The sequence below is a fragment of the Natronorubrum halobium genome (assembly GCF_051351675.1).
GTDB lineage: Archaea > Halobacteriota > Halobacteria > Halobacteriales > Natrialbaceae > Natronorubrum.
Map to the genome: position 1 here is coordinate 3,034,380 of NZ_CP195595.1, position 16,082 is coordinate 3,050,461.

Sequence of the window (16,082 nt, forward strand, 5' to 3'; positions counted from 1 at the left end):
TTCTGACCGATCCGTCCAAGAGTCGAACGGCTACCGGAACCGATCGTCAGTCGGCCACGTTCGAGGGAGACTCCGGCCCCGCGACCTCTTCTTGCGTCGTCTGCGGCGGTTCCTGTTCTCGGATCGCTAACGCGGTCCGCGCATCCGGTGTGAGTCGATTGACGACGGCTCGACCGTCGCGTTCGCGTTCGATCATATCGGCGTCCTCGAGTCGACTCAGGTGATGCGTAACCGTGCTCGGATCGCGCCCGAGTTCGTCGGCGAGTTCCGACCCCGTCGCCGATTCGCGGTCGGCGAGTTCCTCGAGCACCGCGGCCGTCGACTCGTCCCGGATCGAGGCGACGAGTTCGTGATCGTCCGCGGTGACGAGGTAGTACCGGCGCTTGCCGCGGATCTTCGACGTAACGACGAGGTTCTCGCGCTCGAGGACCCGCAGGTGATAGCGTGCGGTCGAGCGGGAGACGCCGGTCTCGTCGGTTAGGTCGGTGAGGTTGATCCCCGGCGACGCCTCGATCGTTTCGTGCAGGGTTACCCGTTTCTCGTGTTCGAGCGGGTCGGTGTCGTCGTATCGGCTGTACCCGAACAGACCGAACGTCAAGAGCAGCTGCCGAAGCCAGCGACGGGCCGCGGTGAACAGGGTCCGAAGCTGGAGCGTTACCGTCGTCGCGGAGGTGCCGACGAACGCCGTCGACGCGGTCGTGAACGATCGACCAACCACGACGCCGCCGAGTAGCAGCAGCGCCACGAGACCGGTGCCCGTCTCGTCCGGCATCGGGAACTGACTTCCGCGTGGCTCGGTGTCTGCCGCTGGAGGTGCCGTCGAATCATCACCGTCGTCGCCAGTGGCCGGCGACGAACCGACCGTACTGGAGTCGTCCCCGTCTTGCAACCGAACGGTCTCGGGTTCGCTGCGACCGTCGGTCGAGACACTGGGTCCGGTCGGAGTTTCAGGAGCGGTCGAGACACTGTTGTTCTCGTCAACAGAGGGGACAGACTCGCTACTCGCCGCTATCGTCTCGGGCGAGTCGATAGCTGTACCGGGTGAGTTGACGACTAGACCGGGCTGCGACGACAGTGGCAACGCACCGGTTGTTGGACCGAACGACCACGGATTGACCGTCGGCCGGTCGGTCGTCATTTCGAGGAAGTCACCTCCCTCGATCGCCGCAGTCGCGTCGCCGATCCGGATAGCCGCACTCGACCGGTCACCCAGTCGAACGTCGGCGATGGACGTGTCACCCACGCGGACGTCGAGGAGTGTCGCGTCTCCGCGGCTCGGAGTCGGATCGATTGCATACTCGAGATGGCCGCCGGGATCGGTGGAGACGCTGACCGGCGACTCGAGGAACGGGAGATCGGTCGTCGCCGAGAGGCTGCCGTCAGCGCCGTCTGCCGTCACCCCGAGACCACCGACTGGGTCGAGACCGGGAGCGGTGACCGAGGTGGACGACTCGAGACCGGCACCGATTCGGTCGCTCGAGGTCAGGTCCGTGAGGTCGGTAGTCGTGTTCGACTCGAGACCCGATCCGAGACCGCTGTCACCGCCCGTCGTTGCAGTCGTTTGGAGACCGGGTCTGTCAGTCGTCTCGCCGGTGGTCCCGAGCGACGTATCACCGACCGTCTCGCCGGAGAGATTGACGACCACCCCGTCGGTCGTCTCGGCTGCGATTCCGACGCCGGTGTCGCCGACTGTTTCGGCGGTGACTCCGACGGCGGGCCCGTCAGTAATCTCCGCTGTCGTCCCGATGCGGGTGTCGTCGCCTGCCGTTACGGTCAGATTCGTCTCATCGACCGCTTCCATAGTTGGCCCAATGATGGTCTCGAGAGTTCCGTCGACACCAACTGTGTCGTCGATCCGCCCGGTCACCGGAGAGTCGGTTTCGGTCAGATCGGTGCCCTCCTCGAGCGAGCCGATCGGCGCGTCTAGGGACTCGTCGACGACGGATCTTAGGGACTCGTCGACGACGGATCTGGACGAGTCGAGCACGGTCGTCGGACGCGTGCCGTTCGGTTCGAGCGTCTCGGTCGTTCTCGCGGACGACTCGACTGCATCGTCGATCGTGGTCTCAACAGGGCCGTCGAGAGTCGACTCGTCGCTCCCGTCGAGAATCGTCCCAGCACTGCCGTCGATGATCGAACCGGAACTGTCGTCGACGACGTTCTCGAGTTCGCGCTCGCTCGTAGAACTCTCGATGTCGTCACGTCTGTCGGCGATTTCGACATCGGTTTCGTCGGCTGGAAGGACCTCTGCGTCGAGCGTGGGAGAGTCACCCGAGTCGGGGTCGACGATTCCGGGAGCCGTGTCGGCAACGTCGATCCCGTTTTCACCAGGGATTTCGGCGGGACGCTCGTCCTGCAGTCGGTCCGCTGGCTCGTCTCGAGTCTCGGACTCGACAGTCTCGGTCACGTCCGTCAGCGGCGCGAGTTCGCTGTCCCCGTTCTGGGACCCGGCGTCTTCGTTCCCAACAGCCGTGTCCGTTGGCTCGGACGGTTCACTCGAGGTCGTCGACGCCGGTCCACTGTCGGTGTCGTTAGTGTCGACAGCCGTCTCGTTCGTCGTCGGTGGCTCGGTTTCCTCGAGGATGTCGGTGGGTTCGTCGGCTACTGCGGGAGTATCCCCGCCGTCTCCAATGAGTTCACCACTGGTTTCGGCAGCGTCTTCGTCGACCCCGTCGGAGCCATCCGCCGTTTCCGCTGTATCCTCAAGGACGGGCGTGAGCCCCTTGAGGCCTTCCTCGGATTCGTCGGTCTCATCGATGGGCGCGGCGGCAGGTTCGTCGTTCTCGTCGGTTTCGACCGTTTCCTCGTCGGTTTCGACCGTGTCCCCGTCGTTATCGACCTCGGTGGAGTCGCCGGTCGAATCAACTCCCGACCGGTCGTCAGCAGTCGATTCCGAGGAAGTCGCAGCGGACGGCTCGCCTTCGGTGTCAGGCACAGACTCCGCGTGCTCCTCGACCGATTCGGTACGCTGTTCGCCGTCGGCCGTCTCGGGTTTGTCGCTCGAGGCGGGCCGAGTTTCGTCGACGGGAGACGGTTCCCCGGTCGAATCCGGGTTCGCCGATTCCGTATCGACCGACTCGCCGGAGAGAGTGTCCTGCGTCGGCTGCTCCGAAACTCGCTCGACCGAATCGCCGATGGAGTCGTCGACGGTCGTCGATCCGCCTTCGACCGATCCTTCAGCAGGGTCGTCCTCGGCGGGTTGCGCCGGTGACTCGTTTTCGACGGTATCGGAAGCGCTTCCTTCGTCGATAGACTCCTCGGGCGTGTCGTCTTCGGCGACGAATTCGTTGCCGGTGTCGGCTACAGCGCCCGACCCCAGAGAACGATCTGCGCCGAACTCGTCGGATTCACCGGTGTCGTCCGGCTGGCCGTCGGGATCGTCGTCAGAATCTTCCTGACTAGCGGGTTCTGGTTCGTGCTCTTCGTCGGCTTCCGCCGGCTCTGCGTCCACTGGCGCTGTAGCGTCGTCAGGTGTGAACGACGATGCCCCATCGCCGCCGTCGGCCGGTTCGCTCCCGGCATCGGGAGTGGCCGTGTCGGTGGTCACCGCTGAATCAGTGTCGTCGCCAGCGTCACCATCGTCTGTATCGGGACCGCCGTCGCTGTTGTCGTCAGTGGTAGTGGCGTCGGGATCATCAGCGGCGTCGGAACCGTCATCAATCGGTGTGCTATCGGCCGACGGTTCGGCCGTCGATTCGTCACCGGAATCAGTGGCCTGCTCATCGTTCGGTTCGGCTTCCGGCTCGTCGTTCGCATCAGTCGACTCACTATCGTCGCTACCGGCGACCGATTCGGCATTGCTCTCGACGGCTGGGTCGTCGCTGGTCAGTTCGTCAGTCGAGTCGACGGCAGTATCGGCTGCTGTCGCGCTCGCGGTACACGCCAGTAGTACGACGAACAAAACCACCATCGCCGAACGAAGCCGTCGACGATGCATCACTCTGAACGGCGGAGGTAACGCTGTTTTATTTCGATACTCGTCCGCCCGTCGAATCCTGATTTCCGTAGTAATCCTCTCATACGTGATCGCCTTCGATACGTCTCCGGTGTGAAACAACTCATTACATCACTCGTCTGCTACGAGTGGTCGAAGTACCGGGAGGTTTCACACCAGGATCGAAAATTCGTACCGACTACCCGGGCATAAACATAGCAACCCATTTTGGCCGTTTCATTCGAGTTTTGTTCGGTTAGAGAGGATTACCGGATCACTCTGCGAGGTAAAATTATATTACTCGTTACTGAATATTATTGATTTCTATACTAATTAGAATAATTGTCTATTACTCTCCGTCTCGCCGTCATTTCACGGTCAGAAGCGACTGTCAGATACCGACGTGACCGAGACGAAACGACGAGCCCCGTTCGGGCGCCAACGCACCCGAGTCGTCGTCGAACGTCCATCACACGCTTTAACTTTCGGCCGCGGGAAGTGGGCGTCATGACCCTGCACGTGACGAACACGTTGACGGGCGAGAAAGAGCCGTTCGAGCCACAGGATCCCGAGAACGTTCTCCTCTACTACTGTGGCCTGACGGTTTCGGACCCGCCACACCTGGGCCACGCGCGGTCGTGGGTCCACGTCGACGTCATGCACCGCTGGCTCGAGTACCTCGGGTACGACGTCCGTCACGTCGAGAACTTCACCGACGTCAACGAGAAGATCGTCGCTCGCGTGGGCGAGGACGACCTCGGCGAGGACGAAGCGGATGTCGCGAAGACCTACATCGAACGCACGCTCGAGGACATGCGCTCGCTCAATCTGCTCCGAGCGGAGGTCTATCCCCGCGTGTCGGAGCACGTCCCCGAGATCGTCGACCTCGTCGAGACCCTGATCGAGAAGGGCTACGCCTACGAATCCAACGGCTCGGTCTACTTCGACGTCACCAGTTTCGACGAGTACGGCAAACTCTCGAACCAGGAACTCGACGAGATCGAGTCCCAGGGCGACCCCGACGAGCGGACCGAGAAGCGCCATCCCGCGGACTTCGCGCTCTGGAAGGCCGGCGGCGTCGACGAGAACGCCGTCCACGAGCACCGTCACGAGGGCGTCGACCACGGCGATCACGCTCCCGAGGGAGAGACCTGGGACTCCCCGTGGGGCGAGGGCCGGCCGGGCTGGCACATCGAGTGCTCGGCGATGAGCATGACCCACCTCGACGAGACGCTGGACATCCACGTCGGCGGACGGGATCTCGTCTTCCCCCACCACGAAAACGAGATCGCGCAGTCGGAGGCCGCGACCGACCAGCAGTTCGCGAACTACTGGCTCCACTGCGAACTGTTCCAGATGGACGACGAGAAGATGTCCTCGAGTCTCGGCAACTTCGTCACCGTCGACGAGGCCGTCGACCGGTGGGGGACGAACGTCCTGCGGACGTTCCTGACCGCCGGCTCCTACAACAGCAAACAGCTCTACTCCGACGAGACGATCGCCGAGGCCGAGGAGCGGTGGGACCGACTCGAGCGCGCCTACGAGGCGGCCGTCGAGGCGGTCGATTCCACCGATGCTCGGACGAAAATCGACGACGAGTCGCTGCGGGCGGCCGTCGAGGAGGCCCGCGAATCGTTCGTCGCGGCGATGAACGACGACTTCAACACCCGAGAGGCCCAGTCGGCGCTGCTATCGGTCACGACGGCGGTCAACTCGCATCTCGAGGATCGCGACGAGTTCGACTACCGCGGGCTTCGGCGGGCCGTCGACGCGCTCGAGGAACTCGGTGCCGTGCTCGGCCTCTCCTTCGTCGGCGAGACGACGGGGACGGCCGACCTCGCGGGCGACGTCGTCGACCTCGTCCTCGACGTCCGCGAGCGGGAACGCGCCGAGGGCAACTACGACCGTGCCGACGAGTTGCGCGACGAACTCGAGGCGCTCGGCATCGAGGTGCAGGATACGGACGACGGGGCGAGCTATCGATTACCCTCGGGCGAGTAGCGTCAGTCGACAGCCCTGTCTCGATTGGGAACGAGTTCAGCGTCGCCCATCACGACGTGCCGTCTTGGGAGGGCGTGCCACGATGATAGCGGAGGGGCGCTCCAGGGCGGCTGAACGGCCCGGAATGAGCGTATTCCACCCCGTGACGAAGACCACGAGCTTTTTGTTCGAGAACACGGTCGACCCGACTAGTATGAATCGACGACAGTTCGTTGCCGCGGCTGCGGCCGCCGCCGCGGGTGCATCTGCGGGTTGTGTCAGCGGTCTTCTCAACGACGCCACGACGTTCGAGGCGTCGCCGATCCGCGTCTCGGAAGGCGCCGCAGACGACGCCGGCTACGAGTATCAGGGAACCGAAGAACGGGTCGAAGAGCGGGAGTTCGCCGGCGAGAACGTCGAGGCCACGAACTACATCAGCCAGTACACGCGGACCATCGACGTTCCGTTCGCCGGCCTCAGTTCGGAGGTGGATGCCGGCGTCTTCGCGCTCGTCTCGACGCCACAGGTCGCCGTCGCGGGGGAGAGTTTCAACCCGGTCGGAGACATGAGCGAAGCGGAACTCGCCGAGTACGTCCAGGAGGAGTACGACGAACTCGAGATCGACCGCGACGTCGGCGGGCGAGCGATCGAGGTCGACGATCTCGAGTCGAGGATCTCGCTCGACACGTACGAAGGGACGGCGACGCTACAGGGCGAAACGGGTATCGACGTCTACGTGGACGTCGCCCAGCCCGATCACGACGAAGACCACCTCGTGGTTATCGCCGTCTACCCCGACGACGACGACGTGCCGCTGGACGACGAGCGAGAGTCCGTCGATACCATGGTCGCCGGCATCGAACACGGGGACGACGTCGACGTCGACATCGTCGAGGAGACCGAGAGTGACGGATCGGAGGACGACGACGACGGCAGCGAAGACGGCGAGTAACTCGAGACGGATAACGCGTACCCGCGGACGGATTCGATTCTTGTCTGTGCCGATTTCGATCCGGTCCGGTCCGCGTCGACCCGATTCACGATCGAGACGGTGTGCGACCCCGAGCGATCGATGCGTCTTCGAACAAGTTTCCGTCCGCAAACTAGCAACCCTCGAGTCGATTGCAGCGCGAAACCGGACTACAGTCCGAGCGCGGCAGTGAGCGTGAGGCCGCTCGCGAGTGCACCGAGCAGGTAGCCCCCGATCGCCCCGCCGTTGAGCAGCGGGAGTCCCGCGTGCGGTCGTCCCTTGAGAACCATGTACATGAGGACGAGGAGGCCGGCGATGGTGCCGACCAGTGCGCCCAGGGCGGGGACGTTCAACGCGATTCCGGGCACGTCGATCGCTCCGGCGTCGAGGAAGTAGGCCGCACTCGCGACGAGAATCGTCGGAATGACGGCGTCACCGAGTCCGATGAACAGTGCGTCGCGTTCCCGTTCTTCTTCCGATAGCTCGTCGGTCTCGGTCTCGCCGTCGGCACGATCTTGGGTGTCAGTTGCGGACTCGCTATCGCCGAGAGCCGGATTACCGTCGTCCGCGCTCGACTCCCTGTCGGAGTCGGCGTTCGAACCGTCCGTCTGGGACGAGTCATCACCGCTCTGGGCACCGTCATCCTCGTGGTCCTCGAGGACCCCGTCCGTGCTGCCCGAGGCGAGATACGAGTAGGAGAGGCTCGTCGGGATGACGAGCACGACCGGGATCTTGAGGTCCATCACGCCTTCGGCCAGATCGAGCATGTGTTCGGTGCGGTAGACGCTGATGGCGTCATAGACGGCGAGGACGGCGAGCAGCAAGATTGCCGGTAAGAGCCCGAAACTGATCCCGAAGAGCGCGGCGGCGCCGGCCCCCATCACGACCCCGGTGGTGTCGATGACGTACCACTCGGGGTAGAACAGGAGGGCCGCGCCGACGGCGAGCGCGGCGAGCGCGGCGAGGGCGTTGACCTCGCCGACGGTGACGACCGGCGGCACGAGTTCGGCGAAGACGAACCAGGCGAGCATCACGCTGACGCCGACGATCATGGCCTTGATGAGCCACTGGGCGTCGTACTTGAACGTCACGAGCATGAGAGCGGTCGCGCCGAGGATGATACCGAAGTAGACCGCACTGTTCGTCGGGTCGTCGGGATCCTCGACGGCCTGATGGCCGGCCTCCTGGAAGGGCTCGACCAGCGCCAGCGCGCCGAACTGGACGCCGAGGAAGAGCGCCACGGTGAACGCGACGGCGAGGTAGACGCGTGTCCGATGGTTCATGAAGCGGCGTTTGCACCCCGCTCCTATGGGTGTTTTCGTCTGCGCTCGAGACGAACGAATCGATCCGCCCAGAGCCGAACCGGAGCAAAACGGAGCCGAGGCGGTGGATTTTTCGGGTCTCGAGCGACGAATGCGAGCCCGTCGGCGGCCTATCGCGCGTAGAGCGTCGATCCGACGAGCGACGGCAGGTGGACGCCGGCGTCCGGCGTCACCGCGATATAGGGACGATCGACGGGGCCGAACACGTCGACGACGCGGCCGACGGTCTCGAGTGAGTCGTCCAGGACCATCGTCCCGATCTCGTCGTGGACAGCATCGCTCGAGCCGGTCGCGCTCCTATCTCCGTCGGTGTCGTCCGTCCGCAACACGGCGAGTCCCTGTGCGGTTCGGACGACGGAGCCAACCCGGCGCATCTCACTCGCGCATCGCGACGACGTACGCCGCCACGGCTTGGACGAGGTCGTTCTTCGACGAGTCGTCGGCCCCGCGGATGACGACGCGGCCACGGTCGGCCCAGTGCTCCCGGGAGTAGGCCTTGTCCCGTTCGATCGTGGCGTCGTACCCGATCTGTTGGACCGCCTTGGCGATTTCGTCGACCGTCGGCTCTTCGACTGCGAGATCTTCGGACACGCGCCGGCCCTCGGCCCGTGAGAGGCCCGAATCGAGATAGGCGGGCCAGATGACGTTCTCGACCATGCGTTCATCTCGAACAGCCGACGAGTAAACACTTTTCAAAACGAGACGCTAGTGAGACGGTTATCGACGGTGCAGGAGGAAGCCGGCGACGGCGAGCACTGCGGCGACCGCGGCGGAAACGCCGAAGCCGGGGATCGAGTCGTCGTCGCCGTCGTCGCTCGCTTCTGCGTCGTCCGAGTCGTCGTCCTCGCCGTTCGCGTCGTCACCGATTCCGTGCGCTTCGTCGACCTCTGCGAGGTCGGACTCGATCTCGTCGTACACGTCGGGGTGGACGGTCTCGACGAGCGATTCGACCACGTAAACGACGTCGGGAGCCGGTTGACTCACTGCGTTGTCGTCGACTGCGTGGATGTTATCTTCCTGGAAGGCCGTCGTCTCTTCCAGATTGTCCGCGGACGGTGGGGAGTCCTCACGGTCGGGGTAGACGATCCACTCCGGATCCTCGTCGACGACGGTCTCCGGACTCATCATCACCCACCCTTCCTCGCCGGCTTCGGCGGCCAGATTGTCGAGACCGCCCGCCGTCAGCACGTCGTGCTGGAACGTCTCCGCACCGAACGTCGCGCCGTCGTCACCGCTGTCGTAGTACGCGAGCGGTGCCTCCTCGTCCTCGAGCGCGTCCTCGACGACCGCGAGTCGGTCGTCCATCCACTCGATCGTTTCTTCGGCGCTCTCACATTCACCGGTCACTTCGCCGGTGGTACGGACGTTGTCGTAGACGTCGTCGATCGACGTCGCGGTGTCGAGCACGACGACCGTGATGTCGGCGTCCTCGAGCGTCTCGAGTAGATCCTCGTCGCTGAGGGCAATGTTGGCAGCGAGTACGACGTCGGGATCGAGCGCGACGATTTCCTCGGCGTCGGGGGTCACTCCGTCGTCTTCGCTGATGTCGGTTCGATCGCCGGCGTCGAGCGAGTCGGTGTACTGACCGATCGGCATGCCGACGACCTTGTCTTCGGCGCCGATGGAGTAGGCGAGTTGCGCGTCACCCGGATAGAGCGTCACGATCGACTCGGGTTCGTCGTCGATGGTGACCTCCTCGCCGGACGCGTCGGTTATCGTGAGCGGATACTCACACTGTGCATCCGAATCCTGTACCGCAGCACCCGTAGTCGCGCCGGTGGCACCCACGACGGGGGCGATGACGGAAACCGCGAGTAAGACGGCCACGAGAACGGTCAGTTGTTGTCGCATCGTCCGTACGTCACCCGCTACTTCAACAAATATTTGCCTACTCCAATCGAGGTTGTGATGTATGGAGCGATCGGTCCGAACCGCCGCGTGGTCGGTGGGGCTGACAGCCCTGCTCGTCGCCGTCGTCGTCGGGAGCGCCGCCCTCGGTTCCGTCAGGATCGATCCGCTAACGGTCGCGATGGCCACGCTGAACGCCGTCGCGGTCCCCTCGAGTATCATTCTGACCGAAAGCACCGTTCCGTGGATCGGCATCACGGTTCCGGTCCCCGGATTCGAGTACACCTCGGTCTTCTCGTTCGACGTGCCGGGGGGCCACCAGTACATCGTCGAGAACATCCGTCTGCCTCGGATCGCGCTCGCGGCGACGGTCGGATTCTCACTCGCCGCCGCCGGAACCGTCATGCAGGGATTCTTCCGGAATCCGCTCGCGGATCCGTCGATCATCGGCGTCTCGTCTGGTGCCGCCGCGGGCGCCGTCGCGGCGATCGCGTTTCCGGCACTGATCCCGTTCGGCGGCCTCCACCTTTCGGCGTTCGTCGGCGCGCTCGGGACCGCGTTTCTCGTCTACGCGATCGCGACCGAGGGCGGGCGAACGCCCGTCGCGACGCTGCTGCTGGCTGGCGTCGCCATTCAGGCCTTCCTCGGCGCGATGATCTCCTACATGCTCGTCCACAGCGGCGACGACCTCAGACGGGCCGTCATCTGGATGATGGGCCACCTCGCCAACAGCACCTGGAGCGACGTCCGGTTCGCGCTGCCGGTGACCCTCGTCGGCGTGGCCGTCCTGCTCACCTACACCCGGGAAATGAACGTCCTCCTGCTGGGCGAGGAGGACGCCCATCACCTCGGGGTCGACGTCGAACGGACCAAGCTCCTCCTGCTCGCGCTCGCGAGCATCGTCACCGCCGCGGGCGTCGCCGTCGCCGGCGTCATCGGGTTCGTCGGCCTCGTCGTCCCCCACATCATGCGGCTGCTCGTCGGTCCCGATCACCGAATTCTCTTGCCGACCAGCGCCCTCGCCGGCGCGTCGTTTCTCGTCGCGACCGATACGATCGCTCGCCTCGGCACGCTCTCGTTCCCCCTCGGTCTCGAGCTCTCGACGCCCATCGTCCCCGTCGGCATCATCACGGCCGCCCTCGGCGCGCCATTCTTCCTGTTCCTGCTCACCCGTCGGGAGGTGCACTCTGTATGAGCCGACGACCGAGACCGGACGACGATGGAACGGCAGACGACGGTGGGTCGGCAGGCGACACCGGAGCGGTGGACGATGTCAGAGCCGCGGACGACGTCGAGAAGCGAATCGACCCGTCGCCGATCACCGTCGAGAACCTGTCGCTCTCCTTCGGCGACCTCTCCGTTCTCGAGGACGTCTCGCTGACGATCGAGCCCGGCGAGTTCGTCGGCTTCGTCGGTCCGAACGGCGCCGGGAAGACGACGCTGCTCCGGGCGATCAGCGGCGCGCTCGAGCCGGATTCGGGGACAGTGTCGATCGGCGACACCGACGTTCATCGGGCGTCCTCGAAGGCCTCGAGTCGACTGGTCTCCGTCGTCCCGCAGGATACGACGCTGTCGTTTTCCTTCCCCGTCCGCGACGTCGTCGAGATGGGGCGCCATCCGCACCGGTCGCGCTTTTCGTCCCCGACGCGCGAGGACCGCGAGGCGGTCGAACAGGCCCTCGAGCGGACGCGAACGGCCGAACTCGCGGAGCGCCCGATCGACGAGGTGAGCGGCGGTCAGCGCCAGCGCGTGGTGCTCGCGCGTGCGATCGCTCAGGAGACGCCGGCGATGTTGCTCGACGAACCGACCGGCAGCCTCGACGTGAATCACCAGATCGAGACGCTCGAGTTAGTCCAGGAGTTGGTCGAAGAGGGACGGACCGTCTGTGCGGCGATCCACGACCTGGATCTGGCCGCGCGGTACTGCGACCGGCTTGTGGTGCTCGCCGACGGCGAAATCTACCGGAGCGGGCCGCCGGCGGACGTGCTGACGGGCGAAACGCTTTCGGACGTGTTCGACGCGACCGCGGCGGTCACGCAGAATCCGATTACGGGGACGGAAACGGTGACGGCGCTTCCGAGCTCGAACGGGGCCGAAACGCGACGCGGAGACGACGGGAGCGACGTCCGAATTCACGTCTTCGGAACCGGACCGACCGCGTCGGCCGCGCTCGCTCGACTCGAGACGGCGGCAGCCGATCACGAAATTTCCGCCGGCCCCGTCACAACGGGCGATACGGCGGCGGAGACCGCCCGGTCGCTCGAACTCGAGCGACTCGAGGTCGCGCCGTTCGAGTCGCTCTCACCCGCGGATCTCACGGCCTTCGAGGACCGCGTTCGAGGGGCCAACGTAACGGTTGTCACCGAGAGCGTGATCGAATCGACCGGCGCCGGCTCGAGACAACTCCTCGAGACGGTCGATGCGGTGGCCGACTCGGTCGTGGTCGTGACGGGAGCGGACGACGCTCGGTCTCGATCGGATGGCGATACTGCAGTTCGAACGGACAGCGACGTCCTGTCGAATCGGGACCCGAGCCGACGAATCGAGACGTCACCGGAGACGATACTCGAGGCGGTCGAAAACGGGCCGGGATCGACGTACTCGCGTGCCGATTCCAACTCGTCGGAAACCGGTTCCTCGTCGGACGGCGACTCGGGGTCCGGAATGTCGGCGGAGTCCTCGAGCGACTGACGCTAGTAGCCGAGAAGTCGAAGGATTATTCCGAGAATGACTCCCGAGATACCGACGAGGATCCCGACGCCGGGAATAACGGGGATCGGGATGAGACCGATAGCGAGGATAATCGCGAGGACGATGACGATCGTCGAGATCCGAACCATACCTGAACGTGGCTGGTACCCGCGTGTAGCCGTTGTGCTTGCTCTTGCGACGGGAATCGTGAACCGACGACACACGGGTCTATTGGTCCAGTACGAACCCCGCCGGTCGCAGCGCGATCCGCGTAGCATCGGACAGTTGCCGCACCTGACTACCGGAGCTGTTTTATAGCGATAGAAGAGAGAGCCGGTAGGCGGCACGGTCAGGCAGCCACCTTTCGACTACGCGTGGTTTCCACGTGTACTCACGCTGACTGACCTACCCCGTCTCTCTAACACCTTCGAGCGGCCGCTATCGCTCTCGGAAACCACCGAACTACGGCGGCAGCCGCGCGCGTACAGGCGGTCGAATACTGCGGCGACAGCGGCACCACCGCCGGTCCGACCGCAACTGGACGGTTTTTTACCCCTCCGCCTCCGAGTGGCCGCCAATGAGCGAGTACGATTACGACGAGCTCGGACTCGTCGCCGGGCTGGAGATCCACCAGCAACTCGATACGGCGACGAAGCTGTTCTGCCAGTGTCCGACCGAGCTTCGCGAGCCCGAGGAGTCGACGCGGACGTTCACGCGCTACCTGCACCCCACGCGTAGCGAACTCGGCGAGATCGACCAGGCCGCCCTCGAGGAGAGCAAGGTCGACCGCGAGTTCGAGTACCTCGCGTACGACTCGACCTGTCTGGTCGAGGAGGACGACGAACCGCCACACGAGTTGGACGACGAGGCGCTCGAGACGGTCCTCGAGATCGCCCAGTTGATGGACATGACCCCGGTCGATCAGGCCCACGTCATGCGCAAACTCGTCGTCGACGGCTCGAACACGTCGGGCTTCCAGCGGTCGACGCTGATCGCCACCGGCGGCGAGATCGAGACCGGCGACGGTGCGGTCGGGATCGAGGATCTCATGCTCGAGGAGGAGAGCGCCCAGCGCGTCGAAGAGACCGACGAGGGGGTGCGGTACAGCCTGGATCGACTCGGCATTCCGCTGGTCGAAATCGGCACGAAGCCGGACATCTCGTCGCCCGAGCAGGCCCTCGAGGCCGCCGAACGGATCGGCATGCTCCTGCGCTCGACGGGGAAGGTCAAGCGCGGACTCGGGACGATTCGTCAGGACGTCAACGTCTCCATCGCGGACGGAGCACGCGTGGAAATCAAGGGCGTCCAGAGCCTCGACGACATCGACGACATCGTCCGCAACGAGGTCGCTCGCCAGGCCAAACTCGTGGAGATTCGTGAGGAACTCGCGGATCGAGAGGCCTCGATCGGCGAGACCCAGGACGTGAGCGAGGTCTTCGAGGGGACGGACAGCGGCGTCATCGGTGGGGCTCTCGGTTCGGGCGGTTCCGTGATGGCCGTCCCGCTGTACGGCTTCGACGGCATCGTGGGTCGCGAGGTCGCGCCGGACCGCCGGCTCGGCACCGAGTTCTCCGACTACGCGAAGCGACACGGCGCGGGCGGCATCTTCCACACGGACGAACTGCCGGCCTACGGGGTCACTGAAGGGGAGGTCGAGGCCCTGCGAGACGCCGTCGGTGCCGGCTCCGAGGACGCCGTCGCGATCGTCGCCGCCGAGACCGACGTCGCCGAGGGCTCGATCGAGGCCGTCGCCGAGCGCGCCGGAGTCGCACTCGAGGGCGTCCCCGAGGAGACCCGCGGGGCGAACGACGACGGAACGACTCGCTACCTGCGGCCGCTGCCCGGTGCGGCGCGGATGTACCCCGAAACCGACGTGCCGCCGGTCGAACCCGACCCGAGCGAGGTCCCCGAACCGGAACTGCTGACCGAGAAGGTCGAACGCTATCAGGCGGAGTACGATCTCGGCGCGGGACTGGCGGAGCAGGTCGCCTACGGGCGACGGATGCCGCTGTTCGAGGACGTCGTGGCCGACGGCGTCGATCCGACGCTCGCCGCGACGACGCTCGAGTCGACGCTGACCGAACTGCGCCGCGACGACGTGGCCGTCGAAAACCTCACGCGCGAACACCTCGAGGATGTCTTCGCGATGGCCGACGGCGGCGACCTCGCCCAAGAGGGCGTGCCGGATCTGTTGCGGGCGCTCGCGGACGATCCCGACCAGTCCGCCGAAGATGCGGCCGAGGCCGCCGGACTCGGGTCGGCCGGCGAGGACGAGGTCCGAGAGGCGGTCGTCGAAGTCGTTGAACGCAACGAAGGACAGGTCGAAAAGGAAGGGATGCAGGCGTTCTCAGGACTCATGGGCGAGTGTATGGGTGCGCTGCGCGGGAAAGCGGACGGCGACCTCGTGAGCCAGTTGCTCCGCGAGGAGATCCAGAAACGCGCCTGAAACGCATTCGGAGTGATCGGAATCGAACGTTACCGTCACCGATCAGGAGTACCGGAGATTGACTTCGATCTCGTTGGCGATCGCCAGTACCTGATCCGCCAGTTCTTCGTCGATCTTCTCGCTCGGGATCCGGTTCGCTGCGCCCGCGATTGCGATCGCTCCGACGACACGGTCGTCGAGTCGGATCGGGGCGCCGACGCCGTTCAGACCGACGATCGCCTCGCCGAACTGAACCGAGTAGCCTCGCTCCCGAGTCCGTTCGAGTGCCTCGAATAGCTCCTCCTCGTCAGTAATCGTGTGTTCCGTCCGGGCGGGAAGCCCGTGGCGGTCGATGATGGACCGAACGCGGCGCTCCGGAAGGTAGGCGAGGATCGCTTTACCGCCGGCTAGCGGATGGAGATGACGACGCTTCCCCACGTTCGCGAAGTTCTGAAACGGGTTTCCACCGACCGCTTTGTGAACGTGAACGGCGAGTCCGTTCTGCTCGGCGCTCAGCCAGACCGTATGTTCGGTCTGCTCGGCCAAGTTCTCGGCGAGGTCTTTCCCGATCTGATACAGCTCGTTCTGTCTCATCGCCGAGAATCCAAGGTCGAGAAACCAGAGTCCGACTCGGTAGGCGTCTCCGTCTTTGGTTACGTAGCCGAGGTCCTCGAGGGTCGTCAGATGCCGATGGATCGTACTCTTTGCGAGGTCTATCTCCGCATCGATCTCGTTCAGTGTCAACCTGTTTCGTTCTTTGAGCAACTCGAGGATCTCGAACGAACTCTGTGTCGTCGTAACCGGCTGGCTAGGCCGGGTTCGATTGGCCATGTGTGGTGGTACCACATGGACGGGGAAAAGCTTTCGAATAATCCGAATTCCGGCGTACTCTACTTTAATAGGTTCTGCGGA

The 16,082-nt window shown here is 64.7% G+C and carries 12 protein-coding genes; 5 read left to right on the top strand and 7 right to left on the bottom strand.

The window, feature by feature from the left end; all coding sequences use genetic code 11:
• Window positions 1-46: 46 nt before the first annotated feature.
• Window positions 47-3,910, bottom strand: a complete 3,864-nt coding sequence (locus tag ACSFC7_RS14980) for a helix-turn-helix domain-containing protein (protein WP_436343628.1) — start codon at window positions 3,908-3,910, stop codon at window positions 47-49.
• Window positions 3,911-4,441: 531 nt separating this feature from the next.
• Between ACSFC7_RS14980 and cysS the strand changes: the two genes are divergently transcribed.
• Entirely contained in the window at window positions 4,442-5,935 is a 1,494-nt protein-coding gene (cysS, locus tag ACSFC7_RS14985; RefSeq protein WP_436343629.1) for a cysteine--tRNA ligase, read from the top strand.
• A 193-nt stretch (window positions 5,936-6,128) separates the two neighbouring features.
• The gene (locus ACSFC7_RS14990; protein WP_436343630.1) at window positions 6,129-6,866 is read left to right on the top strand and encodes a DUF6517 family protein; all 738 of its coding nucleotides are present in this window, start codon (window positions 6,129-6,131) and stop codon (window positions 6,864-6,866) included.
• Window positions 6,867-7,054: 188 nt separating this feature from the next.
• Here the strand turns inward: ACSFC7_RS14990 and ACSFC7_RS14995 are convergent, their stop codons facing one another.
• The 4 genes from ACSFC7_RS14995 to ACSFC7_RS15010 form a co-directional block, all read right to left on the bottom strand.
• Complete coding sequence (locus ACSFC7_RS14995) at window positions 7,055-8,167, bottom strand: presenilin family intramembrane aspartyl protease PSH (RefSeq protein WP_436343631.1); 1,113 nt, start codon at window positions 8,165-8,167, stop codon at window positions 7,055-7,057.
• A 149-nt stretch (window positions 8,168-8,316) separates the two neighbouring features.
• A complete protein-coding gene (locus ACSFC7_RS15000) occupies window positions 8,317-8,580 on the bottom strand; it encodes an H/ACA ribonucleoprotein complex subunit GAR1 (protein WP_436343632.1) in 264 nt (87 codons plus the stop codon).
• 1 nt (window position 8,581) lies between these two features.
• Window positions 8,582-8,863 (bottom strand): signal recognition particle subunit SRP19, encoded by a 282-nt coding sequence (gene srp19 / locus ACSFC7_RS15005; protein ID WP_436343633.1) that lies wholly within the window; start codon window positions 8,861-8,863, stop codon window positions 8,582-8,584.
• A 60-nt stretch (window positions 8,864-8,923) separates the two neighbouring features.
• Complete coding sequence (locus tag ACSFC7_RS15010) at window positions 8,924-10,057, bottom strand: PGF-CTERM-anchored ABC transporter substrate-binding protein (protein ID WP_436343634.1); 1,134 nt, start codon at window positions 10,055-10,057, stop codon at window positions 8,924-8,926.
• A 61-nt stretch (window positions 10,058-10,118) separates the two neighbouring features.
• On the opposite strand from ACSFC7_RS15010, the gene btuC reads away from it, so the two are divergent.
• Both btuC and ACSFC7_RS15020 read left to right on the top strand, forming a co-directional pair.
• Entirely contained in the window at window positions 10,119-11,249 is a 1,131-nt protein-coding gene (gene btuC, locus ACSFC7_RS15015) for a vitamin B12 ABC transporter permease BtuC (protein WP_436343635.1), read from the top strand.
• On the top strand, window positions 11,246-12,745 hold the full coding sequence (locus ACSFC7_RS15020; RefSeq protein WP_436343636.1) for a heme ABC transporter ATP-binding protein: 1,500 nt from the start codon (window positions 11,246-11,248) through the stop codon (window positions 12,743-12,745). Before btuC ends, ACSFC7_RS15020 begins: the two co-directional genes overlap by 4 nt.
• Before the next feature lie 2 nt (window positions 12,746-12,747).
• Here ACSFC7_RS15020 and ACSFC7_RS15025 read toward each other — a convergent pair whose 3' ends face one another.
• Entirely contained in the window at window positions 12,748-12,894 is a 147-nt protein-coding gene (locus tag ACSFC7_RS15025; protein ID WP_436343637.1) for a hypothetical protein, read from the bottom strand.
• Between the two features lie 428 nt (window positions 12,895-13,322).
• On the opposite strand from ACSFC7_RS15025, the gene gatE reads away from it, so the two are divergent.
• Window positions 13,323-15,191 (top strand): Glu-tRNA(Gln) amidotransferase subunit GatE, encoded by a 1,869-nt coding sequence (gatE, locus tag ACSFC7_RS15030; RefSeq protein ID WP_436343638.1) that lies wholly within the window; start codon window positions 13,323-13,325, stop codon window positions 15,189-15,191.
• A gap of 42 nt (window positions 15,192-15,233) precedes the next feature.
• Here gatE and ACSFC7_RS15035 read toward each other — a convergent pair whose 3' ends face one another.
• On the bottom strand, window positions 15,234-16,001 hold the full coding sequence (locus ACSFC7_RS15035; RefSeq protein ID WP_436343639.1) for an IclR family transcriptional regulator: 768 nt from the start codon (window positions 15,999-16,001) through the stop codon (window positions 15,234-15,236).
• Between the last annotated feature and the right edge of the window lie 81 nt (window positions 16,002-16,082).

Bases quoted from the DNA above. Each gene is read 5' to 3' on its own strand.
- gatE (WP_436343638.1), top strand. From the start codon at position 13,323: ATGAGCGAGTACGATTACGACGAGCTCGGACTCGTCGCCGGGCTGGAG.
- cysS (WP_436343629.1), top strand. From the start codon at position 4,442: ATGACCCTGCACGTGACGAACACGTTGACGGGCGAGAAAGAGCCGTTC.
- ACSFC7_RS15000 (WP_436343632.1), bottom strand. From the start codon at position 8,580: ATGCGCCGGGTTGGCTCCGTCGTCCGAACCGCACAGGGACTCGCCGTG.
- btuC (WP_436343635.1), top strand. From the start codon at position 10,119: ATGGAGCGATCGGTCCGAACCGCCGCGTGGTCGGTGGGGCTGACAGCC.
- ACSFC7_RS15010 (WP_436343634.1), bottom strand. From the start codon at position 10,057: ATGCGACAACAACTGACCGTTCTCGTGGCCGTCTTACTCGCGGTTTCC.
- ACSFC7_RS14980 (WP_436343628.1), bottom strand. From the start codon at position 3,910: ATGGTGGTTTTGTTCGTCGTACTACTGGCGTGTACCGCGAGCGCGACA.
- ACSFC7_RS15020 (WP_436343636.1), top strand. From the start codon at position 11,246: ATGAGCCGACGACCGAGACCGGACGACGATGGAACGGCAGACGACGGT.
- ACSFC7_RS15035 (WP_436343639.1), bottom strand. From the start codon at position 16,001: ATGGCCAATCGAACCCGGCCTAGCCAGCCGGTTACGACGACACAGAGT.
- ACSFC7_RS14995 (WP_436343631.1), bottom strand. From the start codon at position 8,167: ATGAACCATCGGACACGCGTCTACCTCGCCGTCGCGTTCACCGTGGCG.
- srp19 (WP_436343633.1), bottom strand. From the start codon at position 8,863: ATGGTCGAGAACGTCATCTGGCCCGCCTATCTCGATTCGGGCCTCTCA.
- ACSFC7_RS14990 (WP_436343630.1), top strand. From the start codon at position 6,129: ATGAATCGACGACAGTTCGTTGCCGCGGCTGCGGCCGCCGCCGCGGGT.
- ACSFC7_RS15025 (WP_436343637.1), bottom strand. From the start codon at position 12,894: ATGGTTCGGATCTCGACGATCGTCATCGTCCTCGCGATTATCCTCGCT.